The sequence below is a fragment of the Marinobacter sp. SS8-8 genome (assembly GCF_030540945.1).
Taxonomy (GTDB): Bacteria; Pseudomonadota; Gammaproteobacteria; order Pseudomonadales; family Oleiphilaceae; genus Marinobacter.
Window position 1 is genome coordinate 96,700 of sequence record NZ_JASSVN010000005.1, and the last position, 26,616, is coordinate 123,315.

Sequence of the window (26,616 nt, forward strand, 5' to 3'; positions counted from 1 at the left end):
TTTGCTCAAGAAGTTGTTGCTTGCGTGTGTGAGTGTCGCCGTGCTGGCCTCGGCCGGAACCGGACTGTGGCTCTGGCAAGGCCTTCAGGGTCTTGAAAAACCAGTGACTCTGGACGAGCCGGTGCTTTTTAACGTTCCCCAGGGGGCCACGTTCACGGAAGTGGCTCAGAGACTGGAGGCGCAAGGACTGGTCGGGCAAAGCCTGTGGCTCAGGCTCTATGGCCGCCTGAATCCGGAGCAGTCCCGTATCAAGGCAGGTGACTATGAGTTTCTCGATGGCATGAGCCCGAAAGCCATGATCAGCCTCATGGTGTCCGGGGATATCAAACATTGGTACGTTCAGTTCATTGAGGGCTGGACGTTTCGGGACATGCGTGAAGCCCTGGCACGCGCTGAGCGGTTGCGGCGGGTAACGGGTGAGTGGAGTGATGAGCGGATCATGTCCGCCGTCGGAGCTGAAGGAGAACATCCTGAGGGGCGGTTCTTCCCTGACACCTATGCCTTTACCAGCAATGAAACCGATCTTGATGTTCTGCAGCGGGCCTTCAGCAGGATGGAGGCGGTTCTGGCGGAGGAATGGGAGGCCCGGGAGGAGGGCTTGCCCTACGATAACCCCTATGAAGCCCTGATCATGGCCTCCATCGTGGAGCGGGAGACCGGCGTCCCTGGCGAACGGGATCAGGTGGCCGGAGTGTTTGTTCGCCGTCTGCAAAAGGGAATGCGGCTCCAGACCGATCCAACCGTTATTTATGGCATGGGTGACCGCTACCAGGGCCGGATTGGCCGGAAAGACCTGCGTACCCAAACGCCCTATAACACCTATCGGATTGATGGCCTCCCTCCCACGCCGATTGCCTTGCCGGGGCGCGATTCGATTCGCGCGGCCCTGCATCCGGATGACGGGGATGCGCTCTATTTTGTCGCCCGTGGCGATGGCTCCCACGAGTTTTCCCGTACCCTCGCCGAGCATCAGAAGGCCGTGCGGGAGTTTCAGCTCAACCGTCGCCAGGATTACCGGTCTTCTCCGGCGCCGGAAGACGGCTCCCCGGATAATGATGGGGGCGCCGGATGAGCGCTCGGGGAAAGTTCATCACATTTGAAGGCACCGAAGGTGTTGGTAAATCGACACAGCTCGCCAATGCCGCGAGAACCCTGAAGGGTCTTGGTGTAGACTTTATCGTGACCCGGGAACCTGGCGGGACGCCCGTGGCAGAGGCCATTCGTGAGCTGTTACTGTCTCCCAGGGATGAACCGGTGAACGAAACCACGGAGCTTCTCCTGATGTTCGCGGCGAGAGCGCAACATCTGTACAACCGCATACTGCCGGCTCTGGATCAAGGTAAATGGGTCCTGTGTGACCGCTTTACAGATGCGACATTTGCCTATCAGGGCGGCGGGAGAGGCGTGCCGGTTGAACGCATCACCCTTCTGGAAACCCTGGTCCAGGGTGAAATACGGCCGGATTACGTCGTGCTTCTGGATGCCCCGGTTGAAACCGGAATGGCCAGGGCTCGGAAACGAGGTGAGCTGGACCGTTTTGAACAGGAGGACCTGGAATTCTTCCAGAGAATCCGGGATGCCTATCTGGAGAGGGCTATGGCAATGCCCTCCAGGTATCATGTGGTTGATGCGGCGCTTCCGCTGGAAGTGGTGTCTGAAAGTGTTTCCAGAGTACTGGCAAGGCTGGCCAGGGGGTCCGGCAGTTCCTGAAAAGGGCTGGAGTTTGCCAATGCGTTCCGCGGCATTCGTGCACTTTTTGTAATGATCTGCTTTAATTGATGCACATTCTCAATTAAAGCCGGCAGTTTTAATGCTCAATACGAAACTTCTGAAACTTCCATTAGCCGCTCACCAGCACAAACATGAACACCATCAGATTGTTGCCGGGGTGCGGGGAGAAGCTGAACTGAGCGTCGATGGGGCCGGGTCCCATCTCGACACATGGAAGGCCTGCTTCGTTCCAACTCAAGCCAGACACGATTATTGTGGTGATGATAAAAATCACGTTCTGGTCATTAATCTTGACCCGCTGACCCCGGCCATCAATACACCGGCTCATGCCGACTATGAGCGGATGATGCGGGTGTTTGAAAAGCCTCGGACCCTGCAAATGGATAGTCGTCTGCAGGCGCTGGTCCAGTTTGCTGCCGGCGAGTTTGATCGCGCACCGGATAACAAAACCCTCCAGCAGCATCTGGCCGCAAGTATTCTTTACTGTATGGCTGACCGGGTCAGTGACCGGTATGCCAGATTCCCGAATCGTTACAGCATCAGCCCTGAAGCCGTTCGACGTTATATCCTCAAAAATCTCCATCGCAAGATTACGGTTGAAGACATGGCCGGCGAGGCCTGTCTGAGTGTCAGCCGGTTCCACGAGGTTTTCAGGGAAGTGGCTGGCATTACACCTCACCAGTTTCTGTTATTCATCCGCCTTGATCAGGCAATCGAATTGCTTGTGTCCACCTCTCTCTCGGTGTCCGAAATCAGTTACCGAACGGGTTTTTCTTCCCAGAGCGCACTGACGAATGCATTGCGAAAGTATAAGGGTACAACACCGTCCCGATTGCAATTCCGTGAGGAAGTGGCCTGATATGGTCCGTGATTGGAGTAGTACCGTAGGATTCTGCAAAAGAATCGTAGGATTTTGTAAGCCTGGTATCGGTAGTAATACTACCTTATAGCAGCTGGGGGCCCGTCTGGCGCAATTGTTCAAGGAAGCTGTCGCAATCCCTGGATGGTTGACTATATTCCATGGAGTGCGCTTGCAGGGTATCGCCTTGCTCTAATCAGGATGGGATTCGGGTATACAAGAAGAATGGTACAGCATGCCGGCGTTGGGTCGGCACTGTGCCTCGCGAGCGGATCTAATCCGACTCATTTAACCGGAGGAGCCTTATGGCTATTGGTGTTTGGATCAGTCTATTTGCATATTTTGCGCTCATGATTGCCATCGGCATTTATGCAATGCGCAGATCTACTTCTTCGTCTGAAGATTATATGCTGGGCGGGCGAGCACTCAGTCCTAAAGTAGCGGCCCTTTCAGCGGGTGCTTCGGATATGAGTGGATGGTTGCTTCTGGGCCTTCCGGGGGCGTTGTATGTAACCGGCCTGGAGTCCGCCTGGATCGGCATCGGCTTGTTTGTGGGTGCCTTTTTTAACTGGGTGTTGGTTGCGCCCCGGCTCCGGGAACAAACGGTGCATTACGGCAATGCCATTACCATCCCGTCCTTCCTGGCAAACCGGTTCCCGACCCAGGCATTGTCTTTGAGAACGGTGTCAGCGGTTGTCATCGTTATTTTCTTCGCGGTTTACACGGCGTCCGGCCTCGTTGCCGGCGGCAAGCTGTTTGAAAGTGCGTTTTCCGGGATTTTCAATTTTGGTGGCCTGAGCGATTACGCTGTGGGTATCGTGATCACCCTGGGGGTCGTGCTGGCCTATACGGTTGTGGGTGGTTTCCTTGCGGTGAGCATGACGGACTTTGTTCAGGGCTGCATCATGATGCTGGCGCTGGTGATCATGCCAGCCGTTGTGCTCTTTGGCGAAGGCGGTGGTGGCTACGCCCAGGCGTCCCAGACCCTGAATGAAGTCGATCCCACGCTGTTGTCCTGGACCGAAGGGCTTACCTTTGTCGGCTGGCTTTCAGCAGTAACCTGGGGGCTTGGTTATTTCGGTCAGCCGCACATTATCGTGCGCTTCATGGCCATTCGCACTCTAAAAGATGTTCCGATTGCCCGCAACATCGGCATGGGCTGGATGGGGATTTCACTCTTCGGTGCTATCTCTCTGGGCGTGTTCGGCCGCGCATACGCAGTGCGCAACGGCCTGGATATTGCGGACCCGGAAACCATCTTTATCATCCTGTCTGACCTGCTGTTCCACCCGCTGATCACGGGTTTCCTCTATGCGGCTCTTCTGGCTGCGGTCATGAGTACCATCTCCAGCCAGCTTCTGGTGTCGTCTTCTTCACTGACCGAGGACTTCTACCGTCTGTTCCTGCGTAAAGAAGCAACGGATAAGGAGTGCGTGGGTGTAGGCCGGATTTGTGTGGTGCTGGTGGGCCTGGTTGCCGCCATTATTGCGTCTGACCCGAACTCCCAGGTTCTGGCCCTGGTCAGTAACGCCTGGGCGGGCTTCGGTGCGGCATTTGGCCCGTTGATTATCCTGTCGCTGATGTGGCCGCGTTCCAACGGCGCCGGTGCCATCGCAGGCATGGTTGTGGGTGCCGCCACCGTCATAATCTGGATTTCGCTGGGCTGGAACGGAGAGTTCATGGGTGGTCCTGGCGTATACGAAATTATTCCGGGCTTTATTGCTTCCTGGATTGCCATCATGGTGGTGAGTCTTGCCACTTCGGACGCTGGTGAGTATCAGCACATCACCCGTTAAGGCAAGGGGCGCATAAGCGCCGGGAGAGGCTCTGCTTCTGCTGATAAGCCCTCTGCCCGCCCCGGCGGAGTGCGGCAGAAGGCTCTACATTGTGCCACTATGCATTCTCATCAAAAAACGCCAGCCTCCCGGCTGGCGTTTTCATGGAGCTAGACCTTGCAGGTCAGGCCTTAAGCGACGTTCGCTTCAGACGCCTTGCTGGTGTAGTTTTCCATCTGGTCGAAGTTGAGATACTTGTAGATCTCTTTCGACATGCTGTTCAGGTCCTTGGCGTACTCCATGTACTCTTCGGCGGAGGGGAGTTTGCCAAGCACCGCACCAACCGCTGCCAGTTCCGCAGAGGTCAGGTACACGTTGGCACCATCACCCAGGCGGTTCGGGAAGTTACGGGTGGAGGTGGACAGCACGGTGCTCTTGGCAGCCACGCGGGCCTGGTTGCCCATGCACAGGGAGCAGCCCGGCATCTCGGTGCGAACACCGGCGGTGCCGTAGATGTTGAAGTAGCCTTCTTCCATCAATTGAGCCTGGTCCATCTTGGTGGGAGGAGACATCCACAGACGGGTCTTCAGGGGCTCCTTATTTTGTGCCAGCAGCTTACCAGCGGCACGGAAATGACCAATGTTGGTCATGCAGGAACCGATGAATACTTCGTCTACCTTGTCGCCAGCCACTTCGGACAGGAACCTGGCGTCGTCCGGGTCGTTCGGGCAACACACGATCGGCTCCTTGACCTCGGCCAGATCGATTTCGATGACGTGAGCGTACTCGGCGTCTTTGTCGGCACGCATCAGCTTCGGATCGGCCAGCCACGCTTCCATCTGTTGGGCGCGACGCTCCAGGGTACGCGGATCGCCGTAGCCTTCGGCAATCATCCAGCGCAGCATGGTGATGTTGGAGCGCAGGTACTCGGCCACGGACTCTTCCGACAGGTTGATGGTGCAACCGGCCGCAGAGCGCTCAGCCGACGCATCAGACAGCTCGAACGCCTGCTCAACAGTCAGGTGCTCAAGGCCCTCGATTTCCAGGATACGACCGGAGAATTCGTTGATCTTGCCCTTTTTCTCAACGGTCAGCATGCCCTGCTTGATGCCGTAAAGCGGGATGGCGTGTACCAGGTCGCGCAGGGTGATGCCCGGCTGCATTTCGCCCTTGAAGCGAACCAGGACCGACTCTGGCATATCCAGCGGCATAACGCCGGTAGCGGCGGCAAACGCCACCAGGCCCGAACCGGCCGGGAAGGAGATGCCCATCGGGAAGCGGGTGTGGGAGTCACCCCCGGTGCCCACGGTGTCCGGCAGCAGCATGCGGTTCAGCCAGGAGTGGATGATGCCGTCGCCCGGACGCAGTGAAACACCGCCGCGGGTACGGATAAAGTCTGGCATGGTGTGCTGCATTTCCACGTCCACCGGCTTCGGGTAGGCCGCGGTGTGACAGAAGGACTGCATCACAAGGTCGGCCTGGAAGCCCAGGCAGGCCAGGTCTTTCAGCTCGTCCCGGGTCATCGGGCCGGTGGTATCCTGGGAGCCCACGGTGGTCATGTGCGGCTCGCAGTAGGTGTTCGGACGAACGCCCTTGCCTTCTTCCAGGCCGCAGGCCTTACCCACCATCTTCTGGGCCAGGGTGAAGCCTTTAGTGCCAGCTTCCGGATCTTTCGGCAGGCGGAACAGGTCGGTGGCGCCCATGCCCAGCGCTGCACGTGCCTTGGCGGTCAGGCCACGACCGATGATCAGTGGGATACGGCCGCCGGCCTGAACTTCGTCCAGGATTACGTCGGACTTGAACCTGAACTCAGAGATGGTTTCGCCGGCCTCGTTCAGGATCTTGCCTTCGTAAGGGCGGATCTCGATCACGTCGCCCATGTTCATGTCGTCAACCGGAGCTTCGAAGACCAAAGCGCCAGCGTCTTCCATGGTGTTGAAGAAGATCGGGGCAACCTTGTTGCCGATACAGACACCGCCGGCACGCTTGTTCGGCACGCCTGGGATGTCTTCACCGAAGAACCACAGAACCGAGTTGGTGGCGGACTTACGGGAAGAGCCGGTGCCGACCACGTCACCTACGAAGGCGACCGGCAGACCCTTGGATTTGATGTCGTCGATCTGGCTCATCGGGCCGGTTACGCCGGGCTCTTCCGGCTTCAGGCCGTCGCGTTCCATTTTATAGGCGGCGCGGGCGTGCAGCGGGATATCCGGGCGGGACCAGGCATCCGGAGCCGGAGACAGGTCGTCAGTGTTGGTTTCACCAGTGACCTTGAACACCACCATTTTGGTGCTTTCGGGAACCTTTTTCTTGTTGGTGAACCATTCGGCATTGGCCCAGGATTCAACCACGGACCTGGCGACGGCGTTGCCAGCGTCCATCTTTTGCTTAACGTCGTTGAACGCGTCAAACATGAGCAGCGTGTGCTTGAGTTCTTCGCCTGCCAGTTCGCCCAGTTCGGAATCGTCCAGAAGGTTAACCAGGGTCGCGATGTTGTAGCCACCCTGCATCATGCCCAGCAACTGGACCGCCTTCTTTTTGTCGATCAGCGGAGAAGCAGCTTCACCTTTGACAATGGCAGACAGGAAGGCGGCTTTTACGTAAGCGGCTTCGTCCACACCCGGCGGAACGCGGTTTTCCAGGAGGTCAACCAGGGTTTCTTCCTCACCCGCTGGCGGGTTTTTCAGCAGTTCAACCAGCGCGGCAGTCTGCTCGGCGTTCAGGGGCTTGGGAGGAATACCCAGGGCTTCACGTTCGGCAACGTGTTCACGGTAGGCTTCTAACACGATATGGACCCTCATCAGTTGGAATGTCCCGCGCCGGCTTCTTGCCTGGCGGGAGGTTTTTGGCGGAAAGGCCGCAGGAGCCTCTGAATAATGCCTCAAATCACCGATGGGGTTTCAGGGTTTATTCAGAGACTCCTTAATCTGGCGCTGCATTCTATAGGAAACCCCTTATAAAGTTAAGTTGGACAGAGGTCGGAGAAATCTGCTAGGTGCGTTATACTCGCGGGCCGCAAATCAACCACCGTAATGACGCCATGAACGACGCCCTGCAAGAGATTCACGACTTTCTGCCGTGCCGGACACCACAACAATGGATCGACAACGCCCTGGCCAACCAGGACCTGATGCTCATCGACCATGCCCATTGTGAGAAAAAGGCGGCCTCAACCGCGCTGAGCCTGATGCACCGGTACGTGAATAACACCGGGTTGCTGAACAGGATGTCGCGGCTGGCCCGTGAAGAGCTCCGGCATTTTGAGCAGGTACTTGCGATCATGAACAAACGAGGCGTGGAGTACTGCCATCTGACACCGGCTCGCTACGCTGCCGGGCTGAGGCAGGAAGTCCGCTCGGAAGATCCCGGCCGGCTGGTGGATGTTCTCATCGTGGGTGCCATTATTGAAGCACGTTCCTGCGAGCGGTTCGCGGCCTTGGCGCCTTTTCTGGATGAAAAGCTGGAAGATTTCTATACCGGCCTGCTGAAATCCGAGGCGCGGCACTACCAGGATTACCTGAAGCTGGCGCGGCAGGCCGCCGCAGGCCCGGTGGATGATCGCGTGGCAGAGTTTCTGGTGATCGAGAAGACACTGATCGAGGAGCCGGACAGCGAGTTCCGCTTTCACAGCGGTCCGGTAAGCTGAAACCGGGGTCAGATGAACGCCTTCATCTGACCCCAAGTTCACGCTTTTTATCGAAGCTTCCGACAAAGCTCAATCCAGGCATCAATCCCGGCACTGCGGTATTTCTGTTTGTGCAGGATGAAGTAGAACTGCCGGTCAAAGCGCCGGTGCTCCGGCACCGCCAGGGGAACCAGGCTGCCACGTTTGAAGGCGTCGGCCAGAACCACGTCGGACAGGCAGCCAATACCGAGGTTCGCTTCGACCGCGCGCTTAATGGCTTCCGTATGCTCCAGTTCCAGCAGCACGTTCAGATCCGGCAGCAGACCGTGCATGCCTCGCTCAAAACTCTGCCGTGTTCCGGAACCTTGTTCCCTCATAATCCAGGTGGCCTTGCGCAGATCCTCGTCCGTGAGCGAGCCTATGCTGGCCAGAGGGTGGCTGGGCGAGCAGAAAACCACCAGTTCATCGCCCCGCCAGGGAATGACATCCAGTTCTGACGACTGCAGCTCCCCCTCAATCAGCCCGATATCCAGTTCAAAATCCTTGACCCTTCTGGCGATCATGCTCGTGTTGGCCACCTCCAGGGCGACTCGTGGCCGGGTAGGGGTATTCATGTATTGGGCCATGACACCGACTGCCAGATAGTTGCCGATGGTGAGCGTGGCGCCGACTTTTAAGGCCCCCACTTCCGTGTGTTTGCTGAATGCCTGCTCCAGTTCGTTTGCCTGGGCGAGGATGGCCTCAACTTTTGGCCGGTAGAGTCGACCGAGCTCGTTAAGCTGAAGGCGTTTGCCAACGCGGTCAAACAATTGGATATCAAACTGGTTTTCCAGTTCTTTGAGCGCACTGCTGGCTGCGGACTGCGACATGGCGAGCGACTCGGCGGCGCGAGTGATGTTCTGGAAATGGGCTGCGGCCAGGAAGACTTCCAGTTGTCGAAAACTGTATTTCATAACATTTCGCTCTAAATCGACTCTCTCGAATAAGGTTATGAGAATATCCCATTTTCCCGATAGGTTAGTGCTGGGTTACACTTAACGCAATCCAAAGTTGAAACATTCGCCGTAAAAAGCGTAACGAACAGGCAAGAGGTTTACATGAGCAACCTGATCAAAGAGAAAGTTACCAGCGTCCACCACTGGAACGATACCCTGTTCAGCTTCACCACAAGCCGGGACCCGGGATTTCGTTTCAAGAACGGGCATTTTGTCATGATCGGTCTGGAAACCGACGGCAAGCCCCTCATGCGCGCGTACAGTATTGCCAGTGCCAATTATGAGGAAGAGCTGGAGTTCTTTTCGATCAAGGTTCAGGATGGCCCGCTGACGTCCCGCCTTCAGAAGATTCAGGTAGGGGACGAGATCCTGGTGAGCCGCAAGCCGACCGGTACCTTGATACTGGATAACCTGCTGCCGGGCAAGAATCTCTGGTTGATCAGCACCGGTACCGGGCTCGCGCCGTTCATGAGCATCATCAAGGATCCTGAAGTCTACGAGGCGTTCGACAAGGTGATCCTGACTCACGGCGTGCGCTATGTGTCAGAACTTGCCTACCAGAAGGAAATCGAAGAGCTGCCGGAAAACGAGTTCTTCGGTGAAATGGTCGAAGGCAAGCTTGTGTATTACCCGACTGTCACCCGTGAGGAATTCCGTAACCGGGGCCGCCTGACGGATGCCATGAAAACCGGAAAGATCACCCGTGATCTGGGCCTGCCGGAGTTCGACCTGGAGAATGACCGGTTCATGATCTGCGGCAGCCCGAGCATGCTCAAGGACACCTGCGCTATCCTTAACAACATGGGCTTCAAGGAAGCTCGGGGTGGCGACATGGGGCATTACGTTATCGAGCGGGCGTTTGTGGAGCAGTAAAGGGGCATCACACAAGCCCTGATAAAACCGGAGCATCACGCTCCGGTTTTTTTGTGCTGAAATCGGGGTCAGATGAAAGCTTTCATCTGACCCCAGGTTCACAAGGGCCGGCCCTTTTTTCGTGGATCTGGCGGAATCCTCCGTGTAAACGGGAAGCGGCGTGCAGTGTATCTCCTGGCTAGCAACTCCAACGGCCGCTTACTGCCCATTGTGCCTTCGTCGTGCAACCGGGGCCTTTCTTTGTGGCCAGTATGCCAGTGTATAGTAGGTGGTTTTGGAGATAGGAAAGACACGATGTTTCATCTTGAACTGGAACCACGTTTCAGCGATACCGATGCCCTGGGGCACATCAGTAATACCTCCTTGCCAGTCTGGTTTGAACAGGCCAGGACGCCGGTTTTCCGGATTTTTCATCCCACGCTGGAAGTGGAGACCTGGCCGCTGATCATCGCCCGGCTGGAGGTTGATCTGATGGCACAGAGTTACTGGCATATGCCGGTGAAGATCCGCACCGGCATTGGAAAAATCGGCAACAGCTCCTTCCACGTGGTTCAGGAGGCATGGCAGAATGGCAAACAGATTGCCCGTGGCGTGGCAGTTCTGATTCATTTTGATTACAAGGCAGAAAAAGCCCTGCCGATTCCGGACGAGATCAGGTCGGAACTGTCCGCGCATCGGATGGACTGAGGCAGGCAACGGTGACTATGCCCTTGGGTCCGGACCCTACTCATCAGGAGTGAGCCATTGGTTTTTAAACCCCTCTTAGTGATCTTCCTGGCCAGCCTGCTGGGGCTGGCTGGTTGCGATTCGGATGAAAAGGAGCCTAAAAGCGGTTCCAAGAGCGCCGTTGGAGAGAATTCTGAGCTGCGCGCCAGGGATATATCCCTGGCCCTGACCCCGGCTCAGCTCGATTGGGTCGGTCAGCAGATTTTCCGGAACGAGTGCGGGGGGCGTTTCGAGTGCCTGGTTCACTGGAATGAGGGGGAAGCCTTTCCGTCCCTGGGTATCGGGCACTTTATCTGGTATCCGGAGGGTGTGGATGGAAGATTCGTGGAAAGTTTTCCTGCTCTTATCGAGTACTTGAAGCAGCGCCAGGTCAGTATTCCCGAGTGGCTGAGAGATCTCGCCCCCTTTGACGCCCCCTGGGGTGACAGGCAGTCCTTTCTGGCTGTCGTTGATTCGCCGGAAATGGCAGAGCTCAGGGAGTTTCTGGCGGGCAGTCAGGGTATGCAGGCGGAGTTTATATTTCGTCGGGCCAGAACCTCTCTGGAGAAGGTGATTGATGCGGCTCCCGAAGCACAGAAAGACGACATCACCGAGCGCCTCGAAGCCTTGAGCCAGACGCCCGGCGGCGTTTACGCAATCATGGATTACGTTAACTTCAAAGGGGAGGGGGTGTCGCAGACGGAGCGTTATAACGGTGAAGGCTGGGGCCTGTTGCAGGTGCTGATGGCCATGTCCGGCGATCCGGAAGATGCGGCCGTTCAGCAATTTCAGGAGGCGGCCCGCAAAGTGCTGACCCGCAGGGCAGAGAATGCTGAAAATCCGGTTGAGCGGGAGCGCTGGCTGCCGGGCTGGCTGAAGCGGCTGGACACCTACTCTGAACCTCCTGAAATGACAATCCCCTCGGAAAATTCCTGAAAATCAGTTCAAACCCTGATCTATGTTCTATCAGTGTAACCGAGCGTTCAGGAAAACACCTTTCCACCGACGAGCCTGACCGTGAAGCAGGGTGGGCGGATCCTTATCTGTGGTCCGTCCGGCTCCGGAAAATCCAACCAGGCCAACAGTACCCGGGTCAGTTGTCCGGTGGCCAGCAGCGGCGGGTGGCCATTGCCTGGGTGATCTTTATGGATGGCGTTACAGCGGGTGTTTGCCGAGAATGGGTGACGCGCCGGGTGTCACTTCCAGCCACCAGACGTTCTCGGCCCAGTCGCCCAGGACAATCCGCTTCGCTGGCTGCCCATTCGCAGTCAGCGCATGCTCCGCCGGACGGTGGGTGTGGCCATGGATCATCCGTTGCACGCCGTGGGCTTCCATTTCCCGGACCACCTCACCGGGCGTTACATCCATGATGAACTCCTCCTTGTCCTGGTTTTTGGCCATGCTGATCTCCCTCAGTTGGCGGGCCATCTGCTGGCGGTCTTTCAGGGGCCGCTGGAGGATCATCTTTTGCCATTGCGGGTTGCGCATGTTGACGCGTAACTTCTGGTACTCCTCATCGGCTGTGCACAGGCTGTCACCATGCATCAGCAGGGTCGGCGTGCCATACAGATCGATCACGCTGGGATCTTCCAGCAACGCCGCACCGGCACGATCACAGAAATTCGCTCCGATGAGGAAATCCCGGTTGCCATGCATCAGAAAGATCTCGGTGCCCCCGCCGCTCACGTTGCGAAGGGCGGCCGCAACCTTTTCCTGCAGTGGTGTTCGCTCATCGTCCCCAATCCAGGCCTCAAAAAAGTCGCCAAGGATGTAGAGCCGTTCAGCCCCGGCCGCTTTTTGCTCAAGAAAGGCCAGGAACGCCCTGGTGATGTCCGGGCGTGATTCCTCGAGGTGAAGGTCTGAAATAAACAGCGTGGTCACGCGTCCTCCAGAACCTCGGCTTTCTCGATAACCACGTCATCCGAGGGTACGTCCTGATGGCCGGCGCGCATGATGGTGCGCACGGCCCGAATGGCGTTGACCGTTTCCATGCCTTCAACCACCTTGCCGAAAACACAGTAGCCCCAGCCTTCTGCATTCTTGGCGGTGTGGTCAAGAAAACCGTTGTTCTCAACGTTGATGAAGAACTGGGCGGTGGCGGAATGCGGGTCCATGGTGCGGGCCATGGCAATGGTTCCCTGCATATTGCTCAGGCCGTTATCTGCCTCGTTCTGGATGGAATCCCGGGTTTTGCGCGGCGTCATGTCCGGCTCGAATCCGCCGCCCTGAATCATGAAGTTGCTGATCACACGGTGAAAAATCAGGCCATCGTAAAAGCCTTCGCGAACATACTGTTCAAAGTTTTTGGCGGTTTCCGGAGCCTTGTCGTAATCCAGTTCCAGCTTGATGTCACCATGGTTGGTTGTCAGCAGAATCATCAGGGTTTCCTGTTCATAATGGTTGAATGCGTTCAAAGCCCCATTGTACTCAAGAGTTTCCCGCTGTGCATGAGTCCGGCAAGGATTTGTGAGTATAATACGCGGTTTGAGATTCACTCCCTTTAAACAGAGATTGTATGAGCGCCGAGTCGAAAAAAGCCCACAACTTTATCCAGAGCCTGATCGAAGACGCCATCGCCAGGGGCGAGCACACCGGCAAGGTGGTTACCCGTTTCCCGCCTGAGCCCAATGGCTACCTGCACATTGGCCACGCCAAGTCGATCTGCCTGAACTTTGGTATCGCCGAAACCTTTTCCGGCGAATGCAACCTGCGGTTTGACGACACCAACCCGGAGAAGGAAAACCAGGAGTACATCGACGCCATCAAGCAGGACGTGGAATGGCTTGGCTATGAGTGGGCCGGTGAGGTGCGCTACGCTTCGGACTATTTTGACGCTCTGTATGAGTTTGCCGAAGAGCTCATTACCCGGGACAAGGCCTACGTGTGCGCCCTGACCGCCGACGAAATGGCCGAGTACCGCGGCAGCCTGAAAAAACCGGGCAGAAACAGCCCCTATCGGGATCGGCCGGTTGAAGAAAGCCTGCAACTGTTCCGCGACATGCGCGATGGCAAATTCGAGAATGGTGAACTGGTGCTTCGGGCCAAGATCGATATGGCGTCCCCGAACATCAACCTGCGCGACCCGATTCTTTACCGTATCCGGTACGCTGACCATCACCAGACCGGCAACAAGTGGTGCATCTACCCGATGTACGATTTCACCCATCCGATTTCGGACGCCATGGAGGGAATCACCCATTCCTTGTGCACTCTGGAATTCGAGGATCACCGGCCGCTGTATGACTGGGTCTTGGATAATATCTCGGCCCCCTGTCACCCGCGCCAGATCGAGTTTGCCCGGCTGAACCTGAACTACACCATCACGTCGAAGCGCAAGCTCAGGCGGCTGGTGGATGAGGGGGTTGTAGAGGGCTGGAATGATCCGCGCATGCCCACCATTTCCGGGATGCGCCGGCGCGGCTACACGCCCGAATCCATTCGCACCTTCTGCGACATGATTGGCGTGAACAAGGCTGGCGGTACCGTGGATGTGGGCATGCTGGAGCACGCCATCCGGGAAGATCTCAACAGTCGTGCGCCGCGGGCCATGTGTGTGATGCGCCCGCTGAAAGTGACGCTGACCAACTACCCGGCCGACAAGAGCGAAACCCTGACTCTGCCGGTCCACCCGCAAAACCCGGATATGGGCGAACGGGAAGTGCCCTGGACCCAGACCCTGTATATCGATCAGGCAGACTTCGAGATGGAGCCGCCGCGCAAATGGAAGCGGCTGGCCCCGGATCAGGCGGTACGCCTGCGGGGCGGCTATGTGGTGACCTGCCGGGAAGTGATCCGGGATGACAGCGGCAAGATCATGGAGCTCAGGTGCGAATACGACCCGGATACCCTGGGCGTCAATCCCGACGGCTATAAGCCCAATGGCGTTATCCACTGGGTTTCGGGCACCGATAGCGTGGAAGCGGACATTAACCTGTATGACCGTCTGTTCAGTCATGAATCGCCGGACAGTGATAAGGACGGCGACCTGATGGATCATCTGAATCCGGAATCTCTGGTCGTTCTCAAGGGTGCCAGGGTCGAGAAGAGCCTGGCGCAGCCTCGTGCCGATCTGCCCTACCAGTTTGAGCGGGAAGGCTATTTCTTCTGCGATCAGGAGCACACCGCCAGTGCTGGCCGACCGGTTTTCAACCGCACCGTAACGCTCAGGGATTCCTCGGGTAAGGGGGGCAAGTGATCCGCATCTACAACACGCTGACCCAGCAGAAGGAAGAACTGCGGCCGATTGAACCGGGCAGGGTCCGGATGTATGTCTGCGGCATGACGGTGTACGACTACTGCCATCTTGGCCATGCCCGGGTTCTGGTGGCGTTTGATGTGGTCACCCGTTACCTTCGCCACTGCGGTTACGACGTAAACTATGTTCGCAACATTACCGATATTGACGATAAGATCCTGCGTCGTGCCGACGAGAACGGCGAGCCCTACACGGAGCTCACTGACCGTATGATCAAGGCCATGCACGAAGACGAAGCCCGCCTGGGCGTGCTGTCTCCGGACGACGAGCCCCGGGCCACGGCATTCATTGACGAAATCATCGCGATGATCCGCAAACTTATCGCCAGTGGCCATGCTTACGCGGCGGATAACGGCGACGTTTATTTTGCCGTCGATTCCTTCGATGACTACGGCAAACTCAGCAAGAAGAAGCTGGAAGATCTGCTGGCGGGCGCGCGGGTGGATGTTCAGGAAGCCAAGCGCAGTCCGGCGGATTTTGCATTGTGGAAAGCGGCAAAAGCAGGGGAGGTCAGCTGGCCTTCGCCCTGGGGTGATGGTCGACCCGGTTGGCACATAGAGTGTTCGGCCATGTCCACCGCCTGCCTGGGCGACACCTTTGACATTCATGGCGGCGGCCCCGATCTGTTGTTCCCGCACCATGAAAACGAGATTGCCCAGTCCCAATGCGCCACCGGCCACACCTTCGTGAACACCTGGATGCACGCCGGCGCCATTCGGGTAAACAAGGAGAAAATGTCCAAATCCCTGGGCAATTTCTTCACTATCCGCGAGATTATGGAAAAGTACCCTGCGGAAGTGGTTCGCTATTTCCTGGTTTCCAGTCATTACCGGAGCCAGGTGGACTATTCCGAGGAAAACCTGGCGGAGGCCGGTCGCACGCTCACCCGGCTCTACCATGCGCTGAGGGGGATTGTGCCCGCCAAGGCTGCCGACGTGCCGGAATCCGAGCATGATGAGCGGTTCGCCGAGGCGATGGACGATGACTTCAACACCGCAGGCGCCATTGCTGTGTTGCACGCCGTCGCTAACGAGATCAATCAGCATCGCCGCGATGGTCGTGAAGACGATGCCAAGTACAGTGCAGCGATTCTTGTAAGGCTCGGCGGTATCCTGGGGCTGCTGCAGCAGGACCCCGAGGCATTCTTCCAGGCAGGCACGGGAAGTGAGCTCAGCGCCGAGGATATTGAAGCACTGATCCAGGCCCGGGCCGATGCCCGCAAGGCCAAGAATTTTGCCGAGGCCGACCGGATCCGCGACGATCTTCTTGAAAAAGGTATCATTCTGGATGATTCCCGCGAGGGGACAACCTGGCGTAAAGCCTGAATTTCGGGGAAATGGTGGTTGGTCAGACCAGTTTTGCGCGTGCAGGAATGATCTTGTACGGATTTTCCCTTACAATGCGGCGCTCAAATTAGAATGCCCCCTCAAGATGAAGGGGGAGTCGGGAAACGTAACCCACTGAGGCAGACAACGATGACAGAACGCGTACAAGTCGGCGGCATTCAGGTCGCAAAGAATCTGTATGATTTCGTAAACAACGAAGCGATCCCGGGTACCGGAATCGATGCCGACAAATTCTGGGCAGAATTCGACAAAATCGTGAACGAGCTGGCACCGCGCAACCGCGAGCTGTTGGCCAAGCGTGATGCGATCCAGGAAAAAATGGACAGCTGGAACCGGGACCACAAGGGCCAGAAGCTGGACATGGCCGAGTACAAGTCCTTCCTGAAAGACATCGGTTACCTGGTTGACGAGCCTTCGGAGTTCAAGATCTCCACCTCCAATGTTGATCCGGAAGTGGCCACCCTGGCCGGCCCGCAGCTAGTGGTTCCGATCATGAATGCCCGTTTTGCTCTCAACGCGGCGAACGCGCGCTGGGGTAGCCTCTACGATGCCCTGTACGGTACCGATGCGATTTCCGAGGAGGACGGCGCTGAAAAAGGCCGTGGTTACAATCCGGTGCGCGGCGCCAAAGTTATCGAATGGGCCCGCAATCTCCTCGACAGCTCAGCGCCATTGGCCTCTGGCAGCCACAAGGACGCCGCCAAGTACCTGGTTGAAGGCGGCAAGCTGGCCGTCAAGCTCCAGAACGGTGAAACCACCGGCCTGAAAGACGAAGCCGGCTTTGTTGGCTATACCGGCGCCGCTGATGCCCCCACCGGCGTGCTGCTGGTCAGGAACGGAATGCACTTCGAGATTCAGATTGACGCCAGCCACCCGATTGGCAAAGACGACGACGCCAATGTGAAAGACGTACTGATGGAGTCTGCACTGACCACCATCATGGATTGCGAAGACTCGGTTGCCGCCGTGGACGCCGACGACAAGGCGCTGGCCTACCGCAACTGGCTGGGCCTGATGAAGGGCGATCTGCAGGAGACGTTTGAGAAGGGTGGCAAGCAGCTGACCCGTAAAATGAACACCGACCGCACCTACACCGCGGCAGACGGCAGCGAGCTCAGCCTGAAAGGGCGCAGCCTGATGTTCATCCGTAATGTCGGCCACCTGATGACCAACCCGGCGATTCTGCTGAAAGACGGCAGCGAAGTTCCGGAAGGTCTGATGGATGGCCTGATCACGTCGCTGATTGCCATTCACGACATGAAAGGCAACGGCAAGTTCCAGAACAGCACCAAAGGCTCCATGTACATTGTGAAGCCCAAGATGCATGGCCCGGAAGAGGTGGCGTTCACCAACGAATTCTTCGGTCGCGTTGAAGACGCTCTCGGCCTGCCTCACTTTACCCTGAAAGTGGGCATCATGGACGAGGAACGCCGCACCACGGTTAACCTGAAGGCCTGTATCCACGCCGCCAAGGAGCGCGCTGTGTTCATCAACACCGGCTTCCTGGACCGCACTGGTGACGAGATTCACGCCTCCATGGAACTGGGTCCGTTCATTCGCAAAGGCGCGATGAAGCAGGCAACCTGGATCAACGCCTACGAGCAGTGGAACGTGGACATCGGTCTGGAGACCGGTTTCCGTGGCGTTGCCCAGATTGGTAAAGGTATGTGGGCCATGCCGGACCTGATGGCGGGCATGCTGGAAGCAAAAATCGGCCATCCCAAGGCTGGCGCCAACACCGCGTGGGTTCCGTCTCCCACTGCCGCCACCCTGCATGCCACCCATTACCATCAGGTCAATGTGGCCGACGTTCAGAAGCAACTGGAAAGCCGCACCCGTGCCGCCCTGGAAGACATCCTGACGGTACCGGTGATGGACGATCCGTCGTCGCTGAGCGTCGAAGACATCCAGCAGGAGCTGGACAACAATGCCCAGGGTATCCTTGGTTATGTTGTGCGCTGGATTGACCAGGGCGTTGGTTGTTCCAAGGTGCCCGATATCAATGATGTGGGCCTGATGGAAGACCGTGCCACTCTGCGGATTGCATCCCAGTTGCTGGCCAACTGGCTGCACCATGGCATCTGCTCCGAAGAGCAGATCATGGAAACCATGAAGCGCATGGCAGCCGTGGTCGACAAGCAGAACGCCGGTGATCCTGCCTATCGCCCGATGGCCGGAAACTTTGAGGACAGTGTGGCCTTCCAGGCCGCCCTGGATCTGGTTCTTAAAGGGCGTGAGCAGCCGAATGGCTACACCGAGCCGCTCCTGCACGCATACCGCCTGAAAGCGAAAGCCAAGTACGGGCAGTAAGCTCTGATAACAAAAAACCCCGCCGCGACGCGGGGTTTTTTGTGACCAGCTTTTCATAGCGGGGTCTGACCCCAAAGGGGTCAGACCTCTTTTTCACCAGAATGTGGATGGATCCCTCGAAAAAGCTGAAAATCGGGTCAGACCCGGTGCAGGACATCAGCGGCGTACAGGGTGTTCTGCAGCAGGGTGGCAATGGTCATGGGTCCCACACCGCCGGGGACCGGTGTGATGTAGGCGGCACGTTCGGACGCCGCCCCGAAATCCACGTCGCCGTGCAGTTTTCCGTCTTCCATCCGATTGATGCCCACATCAATCACGGTTGCGCCCGGCTTTACCCACTCTCCCTTGATCAGGCCGGGTTTGCCCACGGCTGCCACCAGAATGTCCGCTTCACGAACAAACTTCTCCAGATCCGGCGTAAACCGGTGGCAAACGGTTATGGTTGCGCCTTTAAGAAGCAGCTCCATGCTCATTGGCCGCCCGACGATGTTGGAGGCGCCCACAATCACGGCGTGCTGGCCCTTGTAGGGAGTATCGATGCTGTCGAGCAGGGTGATGATGCCCGCCGGAGTGCAGGGGCGCAGCGTGGGTTTGCGCTGCATCAGCCGGCCAATGTTGTAGGGGTGAAAGCCGTCCACATCCTTGTCTGGCCGAATCTTCACCAGAATCGGATCCGCATCCAGATGGTCGGGGAGGGGGAGCTGTACCAGAATTCCATCCACCGTCGGGTTCTCGTTCAGTTCGTCTATCAGTGCCTCCAGCGCGCCCTGGGATGTGTCTGCCGGCAGGTCGTAGGAGAGGGACAGGATGCCGGCTTCATCGCAGGCTTTGCGTTTGTTGCCTACGTATACGCGGGAGGCGGGATCGTTGCCGACCAGCACCACAGCAAGCCCTGGTGCACGAAGCCCTTGCTGCCTGCGGGCTTCCACGCCGATGGCGACCTGCTGTCTTACTTCGGCGGCAATGTCTTTTCCGTTGATCAGTTTGGCGGTCATGTCTCGTCTTGTCGGTTGGGCGTTGGTAACTTGGAGGCCGGGCATTGTCTCATGCTTCCGGGGGAACTCCAATTGGGGCGGCGCTAGCCTGCCCCGGGGGAACTTTCGTGCCGGTGTTTTGTCACTGGGGAACCGTCGCTTCAGGGAATTTAAAATTCCGTGTTGACGGAGCCAGTCGGCGCCGGTAATATGCGCGCCAACTTTGCTGAAGCACTTGTTGTTCAGTTCAGTCGGGGTATAGCGCAGTCTGGTAGCGCGCCTGCTTTGGGAGCAGGATGTCGGGAGTTCGAATCTCTCTACCCCGACCATTTTCTGGATATTCGGGTGGGCGAACGGTCAAGCGCCCGTAGCTCAGCTGGATAGAGCACCCGCCTTCTAAGCGGGTGGTCGCAGGTTCGAGTCCTGCCGGGCGCGCCATCAAGTCGTCGGCTTGGTCTGCGCCGGAGCGACCGTAACCGGCAAAGTTGAAACCTTGACGATTCGGTCGTCAAACAGAGAATACCGAAAGGTATGTCCCGATGTGGTGGACGTAGCTCAGTTGGTAGAGCTCAGGATTGTGACTCCTGCGGTCGAGGGTTCGATCCCCTTCGTCCACCCCACTTTTCTTTCAGGTTTGATTCCGCGTTTGGTGAATGTATTGATGGCGGTCTTGCCATCGGTTATTTCTCATCCCGTTGTGCGCGAGTGGCGGAACTGGTAGACGCGCTGGATTTAGGTTCCAGTGGGGCAACCCGTGAGAGTTCGAGTCTCTCCTCGCGCACCATTTCTTTCTTTTCTCGTTTCGCCTTTCTTTTCCGGTTTTGTCCCAGTTCTGGTTTCTGGTGGTTTCGCCGGTCTTATCGGGGGTGCGATTCAAAGTGCCCTGCCAGGTGATTCTCTCGGCGGGGCAAAGCATGATAAACTATCGGCTTTTAATTTTCGGTCCTTTTGCGGGGATTCCCCGAAACCGGACTTTTAGGTTTAATTTCATTCATATACCGAACCTGTAATTTGAGGATCTTCCATGCAAGTGTCTGTTGAAACGACCTCCAACATCGAGCGTCGCATGACGATTGGTGTGCCCGCCCAGGAAATCGACCAGGCGGTCCAGAAACGGCTGCAGGAAACCGCGCGTACCCTGCGCCTTAATGGTTTCCGTCCGGGTAAGGTGCCCATGAGTGTGGTCAAGCGTCGTTTCGGTGACAGCGTCCGCCAGGAAATTGTCGGCGAGGTAATGCGCGACAACTACATCAAGGCATTGCAGGAGCAGGATATTAATCCGGCAGGCTGGCCGAAGTTTGAGCCGAAGACCATGGAGGAAGGCAAGGACCTTGAGTTCGTAGCCATTTTCGAGGTGCTTCCGGAAATCGAGTTGGGCGATCTGAGCAAGATTTCTGTAGAAAAACTGACCTCTGAAATCACCGACATAGACGTCGACAACATGATCGACAACCTGCGTCGCCAGCAGGCCACCATGGAGGAGGTTGGTCGCAAGTCCAGGGAAAAGGATGTTCTGACCATCGATTTCAAAGGTTTCATCGATGGTAAGGAGTTTGAGGGTGGCGCGGCCGAAGGCCATCGCCTGACTCTGGGTTCCGGTCAGATGATCCCTGGCTTCGAGAAGGCCATCGTAGGCGGTAAGGCCGGCGAAGACATGGAGATTGAGGTTACCTTCCCGGAGGACTACCACAACGAGGATCTGGCGGGTAAGCCGGCCAGGTTCGAGATCAGGATTCACAAGGTCGAAGAGCCGCAACTGCCGGAACTGGATACCGAGTTCTTCAAGAAATTCGGTATTGATGCCGAAGATGAAGCGGCATTTCGTGAAGAAGTCAGAAAGAACATGGAGCGGGAGCTGAAGCAGGCAGTTGCGAACAAGGTCAAGAACGATGTTGTTGACGGACTGCTTGAAACCACCGGCCTGGACATCCCGGTTGCGCTGGTGGATCAGGAGATTGATCGCCTGCGCCAGGACGCGGTTCAGCGTTTCGGAGGCCAGGTTGATTTCCAGCAACTGCCGAAGGAGATTTTCCAGGAGCAGGCTGAGCGCCGCGTGAAAACCGGCCTCCTGTTCCAGGAAGTGGTCAAGAAGAATGACCTGAAGGCGGACCCTGCCAAGGTAGACGAAAAGATCCAGGAGATCGCGTCTACGTATGAACAGCCTGAAGAGGTTGTTGCACATTTCAGCAGTAATCCGGAGCAGAAGGCCCAGATCGAGTCCTCCGTACTGGAAGATGCGGTTGTTGATCACGTGCTTGAGCAGGCCGACGTTAAAGAAAAGAAGGTCAAGTACGAAGAGGCTGTGCAGGCTGGTCAGCCCCAGCGCTGATTTGCCCGGGGCCGGATTGGTTCCGGTCTGTTGGCCGACCCCCCAAAACAGCCGGCATGCCCGGCTGTTTTCATCTGGGGCTGCTGCTGGCAAAGTATGGGGTGCAACATTACTGAAACCGCCGTGGCATGAGTCCACGACCTATTGTTCTCAAGGAGTCCAGTCGCATCATGACGCAGAAACCAATTGATGGCCCCGCGATGGTGACCAGTTCCGGACTGGTACCGATTGTTATCGAGCAGACAGCTCGCGGTGAGCGGTCTTTCGATATTTATTCCCGTCTGCTCAAAGAGCGGGTGATCTTCATGGTGGGGCCGGTAGAGGACCACATGGCGAACCTGATTGTGGCCCAGCTCCTGTTCCTGGAATCGGAAAACCCGGACAAGGACATCCACCTTTATATCAACAGCCCGGGTGGTTCTGTGACTGCCGGGATGTCTATCTACGACACCATGCAGTTCATCAAGCCGGATGTCGCTACTCTGTGCGTCGGCCAGGCGGCCAGCATGGGCGCCTTCCTGCTCGCCGGCGGCGCTGCCGGCAAACGTGCCTGCCTGCCCAACTCCCGGGTGATGATCCACCAGCCACTGGGCGGTTATCAGGGCCAGGCAACGGATATCGAGATCCACACCCGTGAGATCCTCAAGATCCGGCACACCCTGAATTCAATCCTGGCCCACCATACCGGGCAGGATATGGAGACCATCGCCAAGGACACCGACCGTGATAACTTCATGGACCCGGCGCAGGCGAAAGAGTACGGGCTGATTGATTCAATACTTGATAAGCGCGTACCGAATAAATAATACTGGAAATAATCGCATCATACTTGTCCGGCGTATCAGACTTTGACGCCGGCAAAACGAGATCAGAGGTATTTCAATGGCAGATGAAAGAAACGGCAGGGGCGACGATAACGGCAAGTTGCTGTACTGCTCGTTTTGTGGAAAGAGCCAGCATGAAGTCCGTAAGCTCATTGCAGGGCCCTCGGTATTCATCTGCGACGAGTGCGTCGATCTGTGCAATGACATTATCCGGGAAGAAATCCAGGAAAATGCGCAGGACGAGCCGAGTGATCGCCTTCCTGCACCGGCCGAAATCCGCACTACCCTCGACGAGTATGTCATTGGTCAGGATCGCGCCAAGGTGGTGCTGTCGGTTGCGGTTTACAACCACTACAAACGTCTTCGTTACGGAGAGGGCAAGGGCGATGTTGAGCTTGGCAAGAGCAATATATTGCTGATTGGTCCAACGGGTAGCGGTAAGACCCTGTTGGCAGAAACCCTTGCGCGTATGCTGAATGTCCCGTTCACCATTGCCGATGCCACAACACTCACTGAAGCAGGTTATGTGGGCGAGGATGTCGAGAACATCATCCAGAAGCTTCTGCAGAAATGTGACTACGATGTTGACAAGGCCCAGCGGGGTATTGTCTACATCGACGAGATCGACAAGATTTCACGCAAGTCAGACAACCCTTCCATTACCCGGGATGTTTCCGGTGAAGGTGTGCAGCAGGCGTTGCTGAAGCTGATCGAGGGTACTGTCGCCTCGGTTCCGCCCCAGGGAGGCCGGAAGCATCCGCAGCAGGAATTCCTGCAGGTGGATACCGGAAACATGCTGTTTATCTGTGGCGGTGCCTTTGCCGGGCTGGACAAGGTCATCCGTGAGCGCACCGAGAAAAACAGCATTGGCTTCTCCGCCTCCGTGGCCAGTCAGGACGATGCCAAGAACACCGGTGATGTCATCAAGGACGTGGAAACCGAGGATCTGGTCAAATACGGCCTGATTCCCGAATTCATTGGCCGTCTGCCGGTGGTTGCAACCCTCAACGAGCTTGATGAGGAAGCATTGATCCAGATCCTGACCGAGCCCAAGAACTCCCTGACCAAGCAGTACCAGAAGCTGTTTGATATGGAAGGCGTCGAGTTGGATTTCCGGGACGATGCGTTGCGGGCGGTTGCCAAGAAGGCTATGGTGCGGAAAACCGGTGCCCGTGGATTGCGGTCGATCATGGAAGCAACGCTTCTGGATACCATGTACCAGATTCCGTCCGAGCATGACGTGACCAAGGTTGTAATTGACGAGAGTGTGATCAGCGGGGATTCCGAACCCTTCAAGATCTACGCCAGCAGTGATCACGCCAAGGCAGTCCCCGAGGATTGAGCCCGCTCGGATGAGCAGCCAGGTCAGACCGGGGTCAGGTGAAAGCATTCATCTGACCCCATTTTAGTTACGCCATTCCCCCGCTCTCCCTCCGGTAAAAATATTGCAATTTACGTCGGCGCCCCAATCAAGGGTGGTATGCTGAAAGAAATATCGTCAGAGGATTCCCTATGACCCGGATACCCGAACATGCCGTGCACGAATACCCGCTGCTCCCGCTTCGAGACGTAGTGGTGTTTCCGCACATGGTGGTCCCGCTGTTTGTGGGCCGAGAAAAATCCATCCAGGCTCTGGAAGCCGCAATGGAGGGCAGTAAGGAAATTCTTCTGGTTGCCCAGAAGGATGCTTCCACGGATGAGCCGGGCCCCCGGGATGTATTTGATATGGGCACCCTGGCCACCGTTCTGCAGATGCTCAGGCTCCCGGACGGCACCGTGAAGGTTCTGGTTGAAGGCAACGCCCGCGCCACCATCAGCGACATTACCGAAGGCGGGTACCTCTCCGGCAGTGCCGTTCTGATGGACGAGGAGAGTCTGCCGGAGCGTGAGCAAGGGGTGCTCATCAAGACCTTGATGGACGAGTTCGAGAAGTACGTGAAGCTTTCCAAAAAGATTCCCTCGGAAGTGTCCAATGCCCTGGCCGGGATTGAGGGGCTTGAGCGACTGTCCGATACCATGGCCGCCCATCTGGAAATGCGCATCCCGGAAAAGCAGGAGCTTCTGGAAGCCCTGGATATCCGTAAGCGCGTTAACCTGTTACTTGGCAAGCTTGATGGCGAGATCGACCTGATTGAGGTCGAGAAGCGCATTCGCGGCCGCGTGAAAAAGCAGATGGAACGCAGCCAGCGCGAGTACTACCTGAACGAACAGATGAAGGCTATCCAGAAGGAAATGGGTAACCTGGGCGAGGGCAACAACGATTTCGAAGAGCTTGAGCAGAAGCTGGAGGAAGCCGGTTTGCCGGAGGAAGCCCGCAAGAAAACGGAAACAGAACTGAACAAGCTGAAGATGATGTCACCCATGTCTGCGGAAGCCACCGTGGTCCGGGGTTACATTGACTGGATGCTGGCGGTGCCCTGGAAAAAACGCAGCCGTGTTCGTCATGACATAGAGAAAGCCCGTGAAATCCTGGACAGGGACCATTACGGTCTGGATGAAGTGAAGAAGCGAATCCTGGAATACCTGGCGGTTCAGAGTCGTGTGAAGAAAGTGAAAGGCCCGGTGCTTTGTCTGGTCGGCCCTCCCGGTGTCGGTAAAACCTCACTGGGGCAGTCCATCGCCCGTGCCACCAACCGAAAGTACACCCGTATGGCGTTGGGCGGTGTGCGTGATGAAGCCGAGATCCGTGGCCACCGGAAAACCTACATTGGTGCGCTGCCCGGCAAGCTCCTGCAGAAGCTGTCCAAGGTCGGAGTGAAGAACCCGCTGTTCCTGTTTGATGAAATCGACAAGATGGGCATGGACCACCGCGGCGATCCGGCGTCAGCTCTGCTTGAGGTCCTTGACCCGGAGCAGAACCACACGTTCAACGATCACTACCTGGAAGTGGACTACGACCTTTCCGATGTGATGTTTGTGTGCACCTCCAACTCCATGGACATTCCGCCGGCTTTGCTGGACCGCATGGAGATTATCCGTATTCCGGGTTATACCGAGGATGAGAAGGTAAACATTGCCCTGCGTTACCTGCTGCCCAAGCAGATCAAGGCCAACGGTCTGCGTAAGGGAGAGTTGAAGCTGCCGGAGGAAACGCTTCGGGACCTGATCCGTTACTACACTCGGGAAGCGGGCGTTCGTGGCCTTGAGCGCGAGATCGCCAAGATCTGTCGTAAGGTGGTACGCGACCACGTTGAGCACGTTGAGAGTGGCGACAAAGCCTCCGTAACGATCACGCAAGAGATGCTTGAGGACTACTCAGGGGTCAAGAAGTTCAAATACGGTCTTGCGGAGGAAAAAAACGAGATTGGCCAGGTAACCGGTCTGGCCTGGACCCAGGTGGGCGGCGAGCTTCTGCACATTGAGTGCGCGCTCACCCCGGGCAAGGGCCGTGTGGTCAAAACCGGCTCCCTCGGCGATGTCATGCAGGAGTCGATTCAGACTGCGCTGACGGTGGTTCGCAGCCGGGCACCGGGTCTTGGCATTGCTGATGACTTCCATGAGAAGCACGACCTTCACGTCCATGTTCCCGAGGGCGCAACGCCCAAGGACGGCCCGAGCGCCGGTATTGGCATGTGCACAGCGCTGGTTTCCGCACTCACCAAGATTCCGGTTCGGGCCGACGTTGCGATGACCGGCGAGATCACCCTGAGAGGCCGTGTGCTGGCCATTGGCGGGCTCAAGGAAAAACTGCTGGCAGCGCACCGAGGCGGTATCAAAACCGTTATTATCCCGGATGAGAATGTCAGGGATCTCAAGGAGATACCGGATAATATCAAGGAATCCCTGGAGATTCGCCCGGTGAAGTGGATTGATGAAGTTCTGGACATCGCACTGGCTTATCCGCCGGAGCCCCGGGCCGAGGATTCGTCGCCGGAAACCGGTTCAGGTAAGCCGCGTGATGAAGAAGGCGATGCGTCAGAACGCATAAATACACATTAAAGCCTTGATGAGTTGTTGACACGCCAGAGAGCCCGTTGGTATAACTGTTTCGCCGTGAAGCAGCCAATACCAAGGG

20 protein-coding genes and 4 tRNA genes are annotated in these 26,616 nt (G+C 57.1%); 19 read left to right on the forward strand and 5 right to left on the reverse strand.

Translation table 11 applies throughout. The annotated features are described in order from the left end of the window. The first annotated feature begins 1 nt into the window (after position 1). The 4 genes from mltG to putP all read left to right on the forward strand — a co-directional run bounded on the left by mltG (position 2) and on the right by putP (position 4,386). Positions 2 to 1,072 (forward strand): endolytic transglycosylase MltG, encoded by a 1,071-nt coding sequence (gene mltG, locus QPL96_RS07175; RefSeq protein ID WP_303286635.1) that lies wholly within the window; start codon positions 2 to 4, stop codon positions 1,070 to 1,072. Further along, positions 1,069 to 1,710 (forward strand): dTMP kinase, encoded by a 642-nt coding sequence (tmk, locus tag QPL96_RS07180; RefSeq protein ID WP_303286637.1) that lies wholly within the window; start codon positions 1,069 to 1,071, stop codon positions 1,708 to 1,710. Before mltG ends, tmk begins: the two co-directional genes overlap by 4 nt. 100 nt (positions 1,711 to 1,810) lie before the next feature. After that, positions 1,811 to 2,590 carry an AraC family transcriptional regulator gene (locus QPL96_RS07185; RefSeq protein ID WP_303286639.1) on the forward strand — a complete coding sequence of 260 codons (780 nt, stop codon included), beginning with the start codon at positions 1,811 to 1,813 and terminating at the stop codon, positions 2,588 to 2,590. Positions 2,591 to 2,895: 305 nt separating this feature from the next. Then, positions 2,896 to 4,386 carry a sodium/proline symporter PutP gene (putP, locus tag QPL96_RS07190; RefSeq protein WP_303286640.1) on the forward strand — a complete coding sequence of 497 codons (1,491 nt, stop codon included), beginning with the start codon at positions 2,896 to 2,898 and terminating at the stop codon, positions 4,384 to 4,386. Positions 4,387 to 4,556: 170 nt separating this feature from the next. Here putP and QPL96_RS07195 read toward each other — a convergent pair whose 3' ends face one another. Next, on the reverse strand, positions 4,557 to 7,151 hold the full coding sequence (locus tag QPL96_RS07195; protein WP_303286642.1) for a bifunctional aconitate hydratase 2/2-methylisocitrate dehydratase: 2,595 nt from the start codon (positions 7,149 to 7,151) through the stop codon (positions 4,557 to 4,559). Positions 7,152 to 7,405: 254 nt separating this feature from the next. Here QPL96_RS07195 and QPL96_RS07200 point away from each other — a divergent pair, with 254 nt between their 5' ends. Next, on the forward strand, positions 7,406 to 8,011 hold the full coding sequence (locus tag QPL96_RS07200) for a tRNA-(ms[2]io[6]A)-hydroxylase (RefSeq protein WP_303286829.1): 606 nt from the start codon (positions 7,406 to 7,408) through the stop codon (positions 8,009 to 8,011). A 47-nt stretch (positions 8,012 to 8,058) separates the two neighbouring features. On the opposite strand, the gene QPL96_RS07205 is transcribed toward QPL96_RS07200, so the two are convergent. After that, complete coding sequence (locus QPL96_RS07205) at positions 8,059 to 8,943, reverse strand: LysR substrate-binding domain-containing protein (RefSeq protein ID WP_303286645.1); 885 nt, start codon at positions 8,941 to 8,943, stop codon at positions 8,059 to 8,061. A gap of 144 nt (positions 8,944 to 9,087) precedes the next feature. On the opposite strand from QPL96_RS07205, the gene QPL96_RS07210 reads away from it, so the two are divergent. From QPL96_RS07210 to QPL96_RS07220, 3 genes are all read left to right on the forward strand, one after another. Then, complete coding sequence (locus QPL96_RS07210) at positions 9,088 to 9,858, forward strand: ferredoxin--NADP reductase (protein ID WP_303286647.1); 771 nt, start codon at positions 9,088 to 9,090, stop codon at positions 9,856 to 9,858. 294 nt (positions 9,859 to 10,152) lie between these two features. Then, on the forward strand, positions 10,153 to 10,545 hold the full coding sequence (locus QPL96_RS07215; RefSeq protein ID WP_303286648.1) for a thioesterase family protein: 393 nt from the start codon (positions 10,153 to 10,155) through the stop codon (positions 10,543 to 10,545). Positions 10,546 to 10,602: 57 nt separating this feature from the next. Further along, entirely contained in the window at positions 10,603 to 11,499 is an 897-nt protein-coding gene (locus QPL96_RS07220; protein WP_303286649.1) for a hypothetical protein, read from the forward strand. 219 nt (positions 11,500 to 11,718) lie between these two features. Here QPL96_RS07220 and lpxH read toward each other — a convergent pair whose 3' ends face one another. Together lpxH and QPL96_RS07230 are read right to left on the reverse strand one after the other, a co-directional pair. Then, positions 11,719 to 12,444: a UDP-2,3-diacylglucosamine diphosphatase gene (lpxH, locus tag QPL96_RS07225; protein WP_303286651.1), complete on the reverse strand. Its 726-nt coding sequence runs from the start codon at positions 12,442 to 12,444 to the stop codon at positions 11,719 to 11,721. After that, entirely contained in the window at positions 12,441 to 12,941 is a 501-nt protein-coding gene (locus tag QPL96_RS07230; protein ID WP_303286653.1) for a peptidylprolyl isomerase, read from the reverse strand. The genes lpxH and QPL96_RS07230 overlap by 4 nt, the downstream gene beginning before the upstream one ends. A 137-nt stretch (positions 12,942 to 13,078) precedes the next feature. On the opposite strand from QPL96_RS07230, the gene QPL96_RS07235 reads away from it, so the two are divergent. The 3 genes from QPL96_RS07235 (at position 13,079) to QPL96_RS07245 (ending at position 18,474) form a co-directional block, all read left to right on the forward strand. Next, positions 13,079 to 14,758, forward strand: coding sequence for a glutamine--tRNA ligase/YqeY domain fusion protein (locus tag QPL96_RS07235; protein WP_303286654.1), 1,680 nt, complete (start codon positions 13,079 to 13,081; stop codon positions 14,756 to 14,758). Continuing rightward, the gene (cysS, locus tag QPL96_RS07240) at positions 14,755 to 16,143 is read left to right on the forward strand and encodes a cysteine--tRNA ligase (RefSeq protein ID WP_303286656.1); all 1,389 of its coding nucleotides are present in this window, start codon (positions 14,755 to 14,757) and stop codon (positions 16,141 to 16,143) included. Before QPL96_RS07235 ends, cysS begins: the two co-directional genes overlap by 4 nt. A gap of 150 nt (positions 16,144 to 16,293) precedes the next feature. Further along, the gene (locus QPL96_RS07245) at positions 16,294 to 18,474 is read left to right on the forward strand and encodes a malate synthase G (protein ID WP_303286658.1); all 2,181 of its coding nucleotides are present in this window, start codon (positions 16,294 to 16,296) and stop codon (positions 18,472 to 18,474) included. Between the two features lie 137 nt (positions 18,475 to 18,611). Here the strand turns inward: QPL96_RS07245 and folD are convergent, their stop codons facing one another. Next, positions 18,612 to 19,469, reverse strand: coding sequence for a bifunctional methylenetetrahydrofolate dehydrogenase/methenyltetrahydrofolate cyclohydrolase FolD (gene folD / locus QPL96_RS07250; protein WP_303286660.1), 858 nt, complete (start codon positions 19,467 to 19,469; stop codon positions 18,612 to 18,614). 231 nt (positions 19,470 to 19,700) lie between these two features. On the opposite strand from folD, the gene QPL96_RS07255 reads away from it, so the two are divergent. The 8 genes from QPL96_RS07255 (at position 19,701) to lon (ending at position 26,540) form a co-directional block, all read left to right on the forward strand. Next, a tRNA-Pro gene (locus tag QPL96_RS07255) sits at positions 19,701 to 19,777 on the forward strand. Positions 19,778 to 19,809: 32 nt separating this feature from the next. Further along, a tRNA-Arg gene (locus QPL96_RS07260) sits at positions 19,810 to 19,886 on the forward strand. A 106-nt stretch (positions 19,887 to 19,992) separates the two neighbouring features. Then, positions 19,993 to 20,068, forward strand: a tRNA-His gene (locus QPL96_RS07265). A 79-nt stretch (positions 20,069 to 20,147) separates the two neighbouring features. Beyond that, a tRNA-Leu gene (locus QPL96_RS07270) sits at positions 20,148 to 20,232 on the forward strand. A 240-nt stretch (positions 20,233 to 20,472) separates the two neighbouring features. Continuing rightward, on the forward strand, positions 20,473 to 21,777 hold the full coding sequence (gene tig / locus QPL96_RS07275) for a trigger factor (protein ID WP_303286661.1): 1,305 nt from the start codon (positions 20,473 to 20,475) through the stop codon (positions 21,775 to 21,777). A gap of 170 nt (positions 21,778 to 21,947) precedes the next feature. Beyond that, positions 21,948 to 22,583 carry an ATP-dependent Clp endopeptidase proteolytic subunit ClpP gene (clpP, locus tag QPL96_RS07280; RefSeq protein ID WP_303286662.1) on the forward strand — a complete coding sequence of 212 codons (636 nt, stop codon included), beginning with the start codon at positions 21,948 to 21,950 and terminating at the stop codon, positions 22,581 to 22,583. 76 nt (positions 22,584 to 22,659) lie between these two features. Then, the gene (gene clpX / locus QPL96_RS07285; RefSeq protein ID WP_303286664.1) at positions 22,660 to 23,943 is read left to right on the forward strand and encodes an ATP-dependent Clp protease ATP-binding subunit ClpX; all 1,284 of its coding nucleotides are present in this window, start codon (positions 22,660 to 22,662) and stop codon (positions 23,941 to 23,943) included. Positions 23,944 to 24,113: 170 nt separating this feature from the next. Continuing rightward, positions 24,114 to 26,540: an endopeptidase La gene (gene lon, locus QPL96_RS07290; protein ID WP_303286666.1), complete on the forward strand. Its 2,427-nt coding sequence runs from the start codon at positions 24,114 to 24,116 to the stop codon at positions 26,538 to 26,540. The last annotated feature ends 76 nt before the right edge of the window (positions 26,541 to 26,616 follow it).

Coding starts and splice junctions, on each gene's coding strand:
- QPL96_RS07200 (WP_303286829.1), top strand. CDS start 7,406: ATGAACGACGCCCTGCAAGAGATTCACGACTTTCTGCCGTGCCGGACA.
- QPL96_RS07185 (WP_303286639.1), top strand. CDS start 1,811: ATGCTCAATACGAAACTTCTGAAACTTCCATTAGCCGCTCACCAGCAC.
- QPL96_RS07205 (WP_303286645.1), bottom strand. CDS start 8,943: ATGAAATACAGTTTTCGACAACTGGAAGTCTTCCTGGCCGCAGCCCAT.
- QPL96_RS07235 (WP_303286654.1), top strand. CDS start 13,079: ATGAGCGCCGAGTCGAAAAAAGCCCACAACTTTATCCAGAGCCTGATC.
- QPL96_RS07210 (WP_303286647.1), top strand. CDS start 9,088: ATGAGCAACCTGATCAAAGAGAAAGTTACCAGCGTCCACCACTGGAAC.
- QPL96_RS07245 (WP_303286658.1), top strand. CDS start 16,294: ATGACAGAACGCGTACAAGTCGGCGGCATTCAGGTCGCAAAGAATCTG.
- QPL96_RS07230 (WP_303286653.1), bottom strand. CDS start 12,941: ATGATTCTGCTGACAACCAACCATGGTGACATCAAGCTGGAACTGGAT.
- clpX (WP_303286664.1), top strand. CDS start 22,660: ATGGCAGATGAAAGAAACGGCAGGGGCGACGATAACGGCAAGTTGCTG.
- folD (WP_303286660.1), bottom strand. CDS start 19,469: ATGACCGCCAAACTGATCAACGGAAAAGACATTGCCGCCGAAGTAAGA.
- tig (WP_303286661.1), top strand. CDS start 20,473: ATGCAAGTGTCTGTTGAAACGACCTCCAACATCGAGCGTCGCATGACG.
- clpP (WP_303286662.1), top strand. CDS start 21,948: ATGACGCAGAAACCAATTGATGGCCCCGCGATGGTGACCAGTTCCGGA.
- lon (WP_303286666.1), top strand. CDS start 24,114: ATGACCCGGATACCCGAACATGCCGTGCACGAATACCCGCTGCTCCCG.
- putP (WP_303286640.1), top strand. CDS start 2,896: ATGGCTATTGGTGTTTGGATCAGTCTATTTGCATATTTTGCGCTCATG.
- QPL96_RS07215 (WP_303286648.1), top strand. CDS start 10,153: ATGTTTCATCTTGAACTGGAACCACGTTTCAGCGATACCGATGCCCTG.
- tmk (WP_303286637.1), top strand. CDS start 1,069: ATGAGCGCTCGGGGAAAGTTCATCACATTTGAAGGCACCGAAGGTGTT.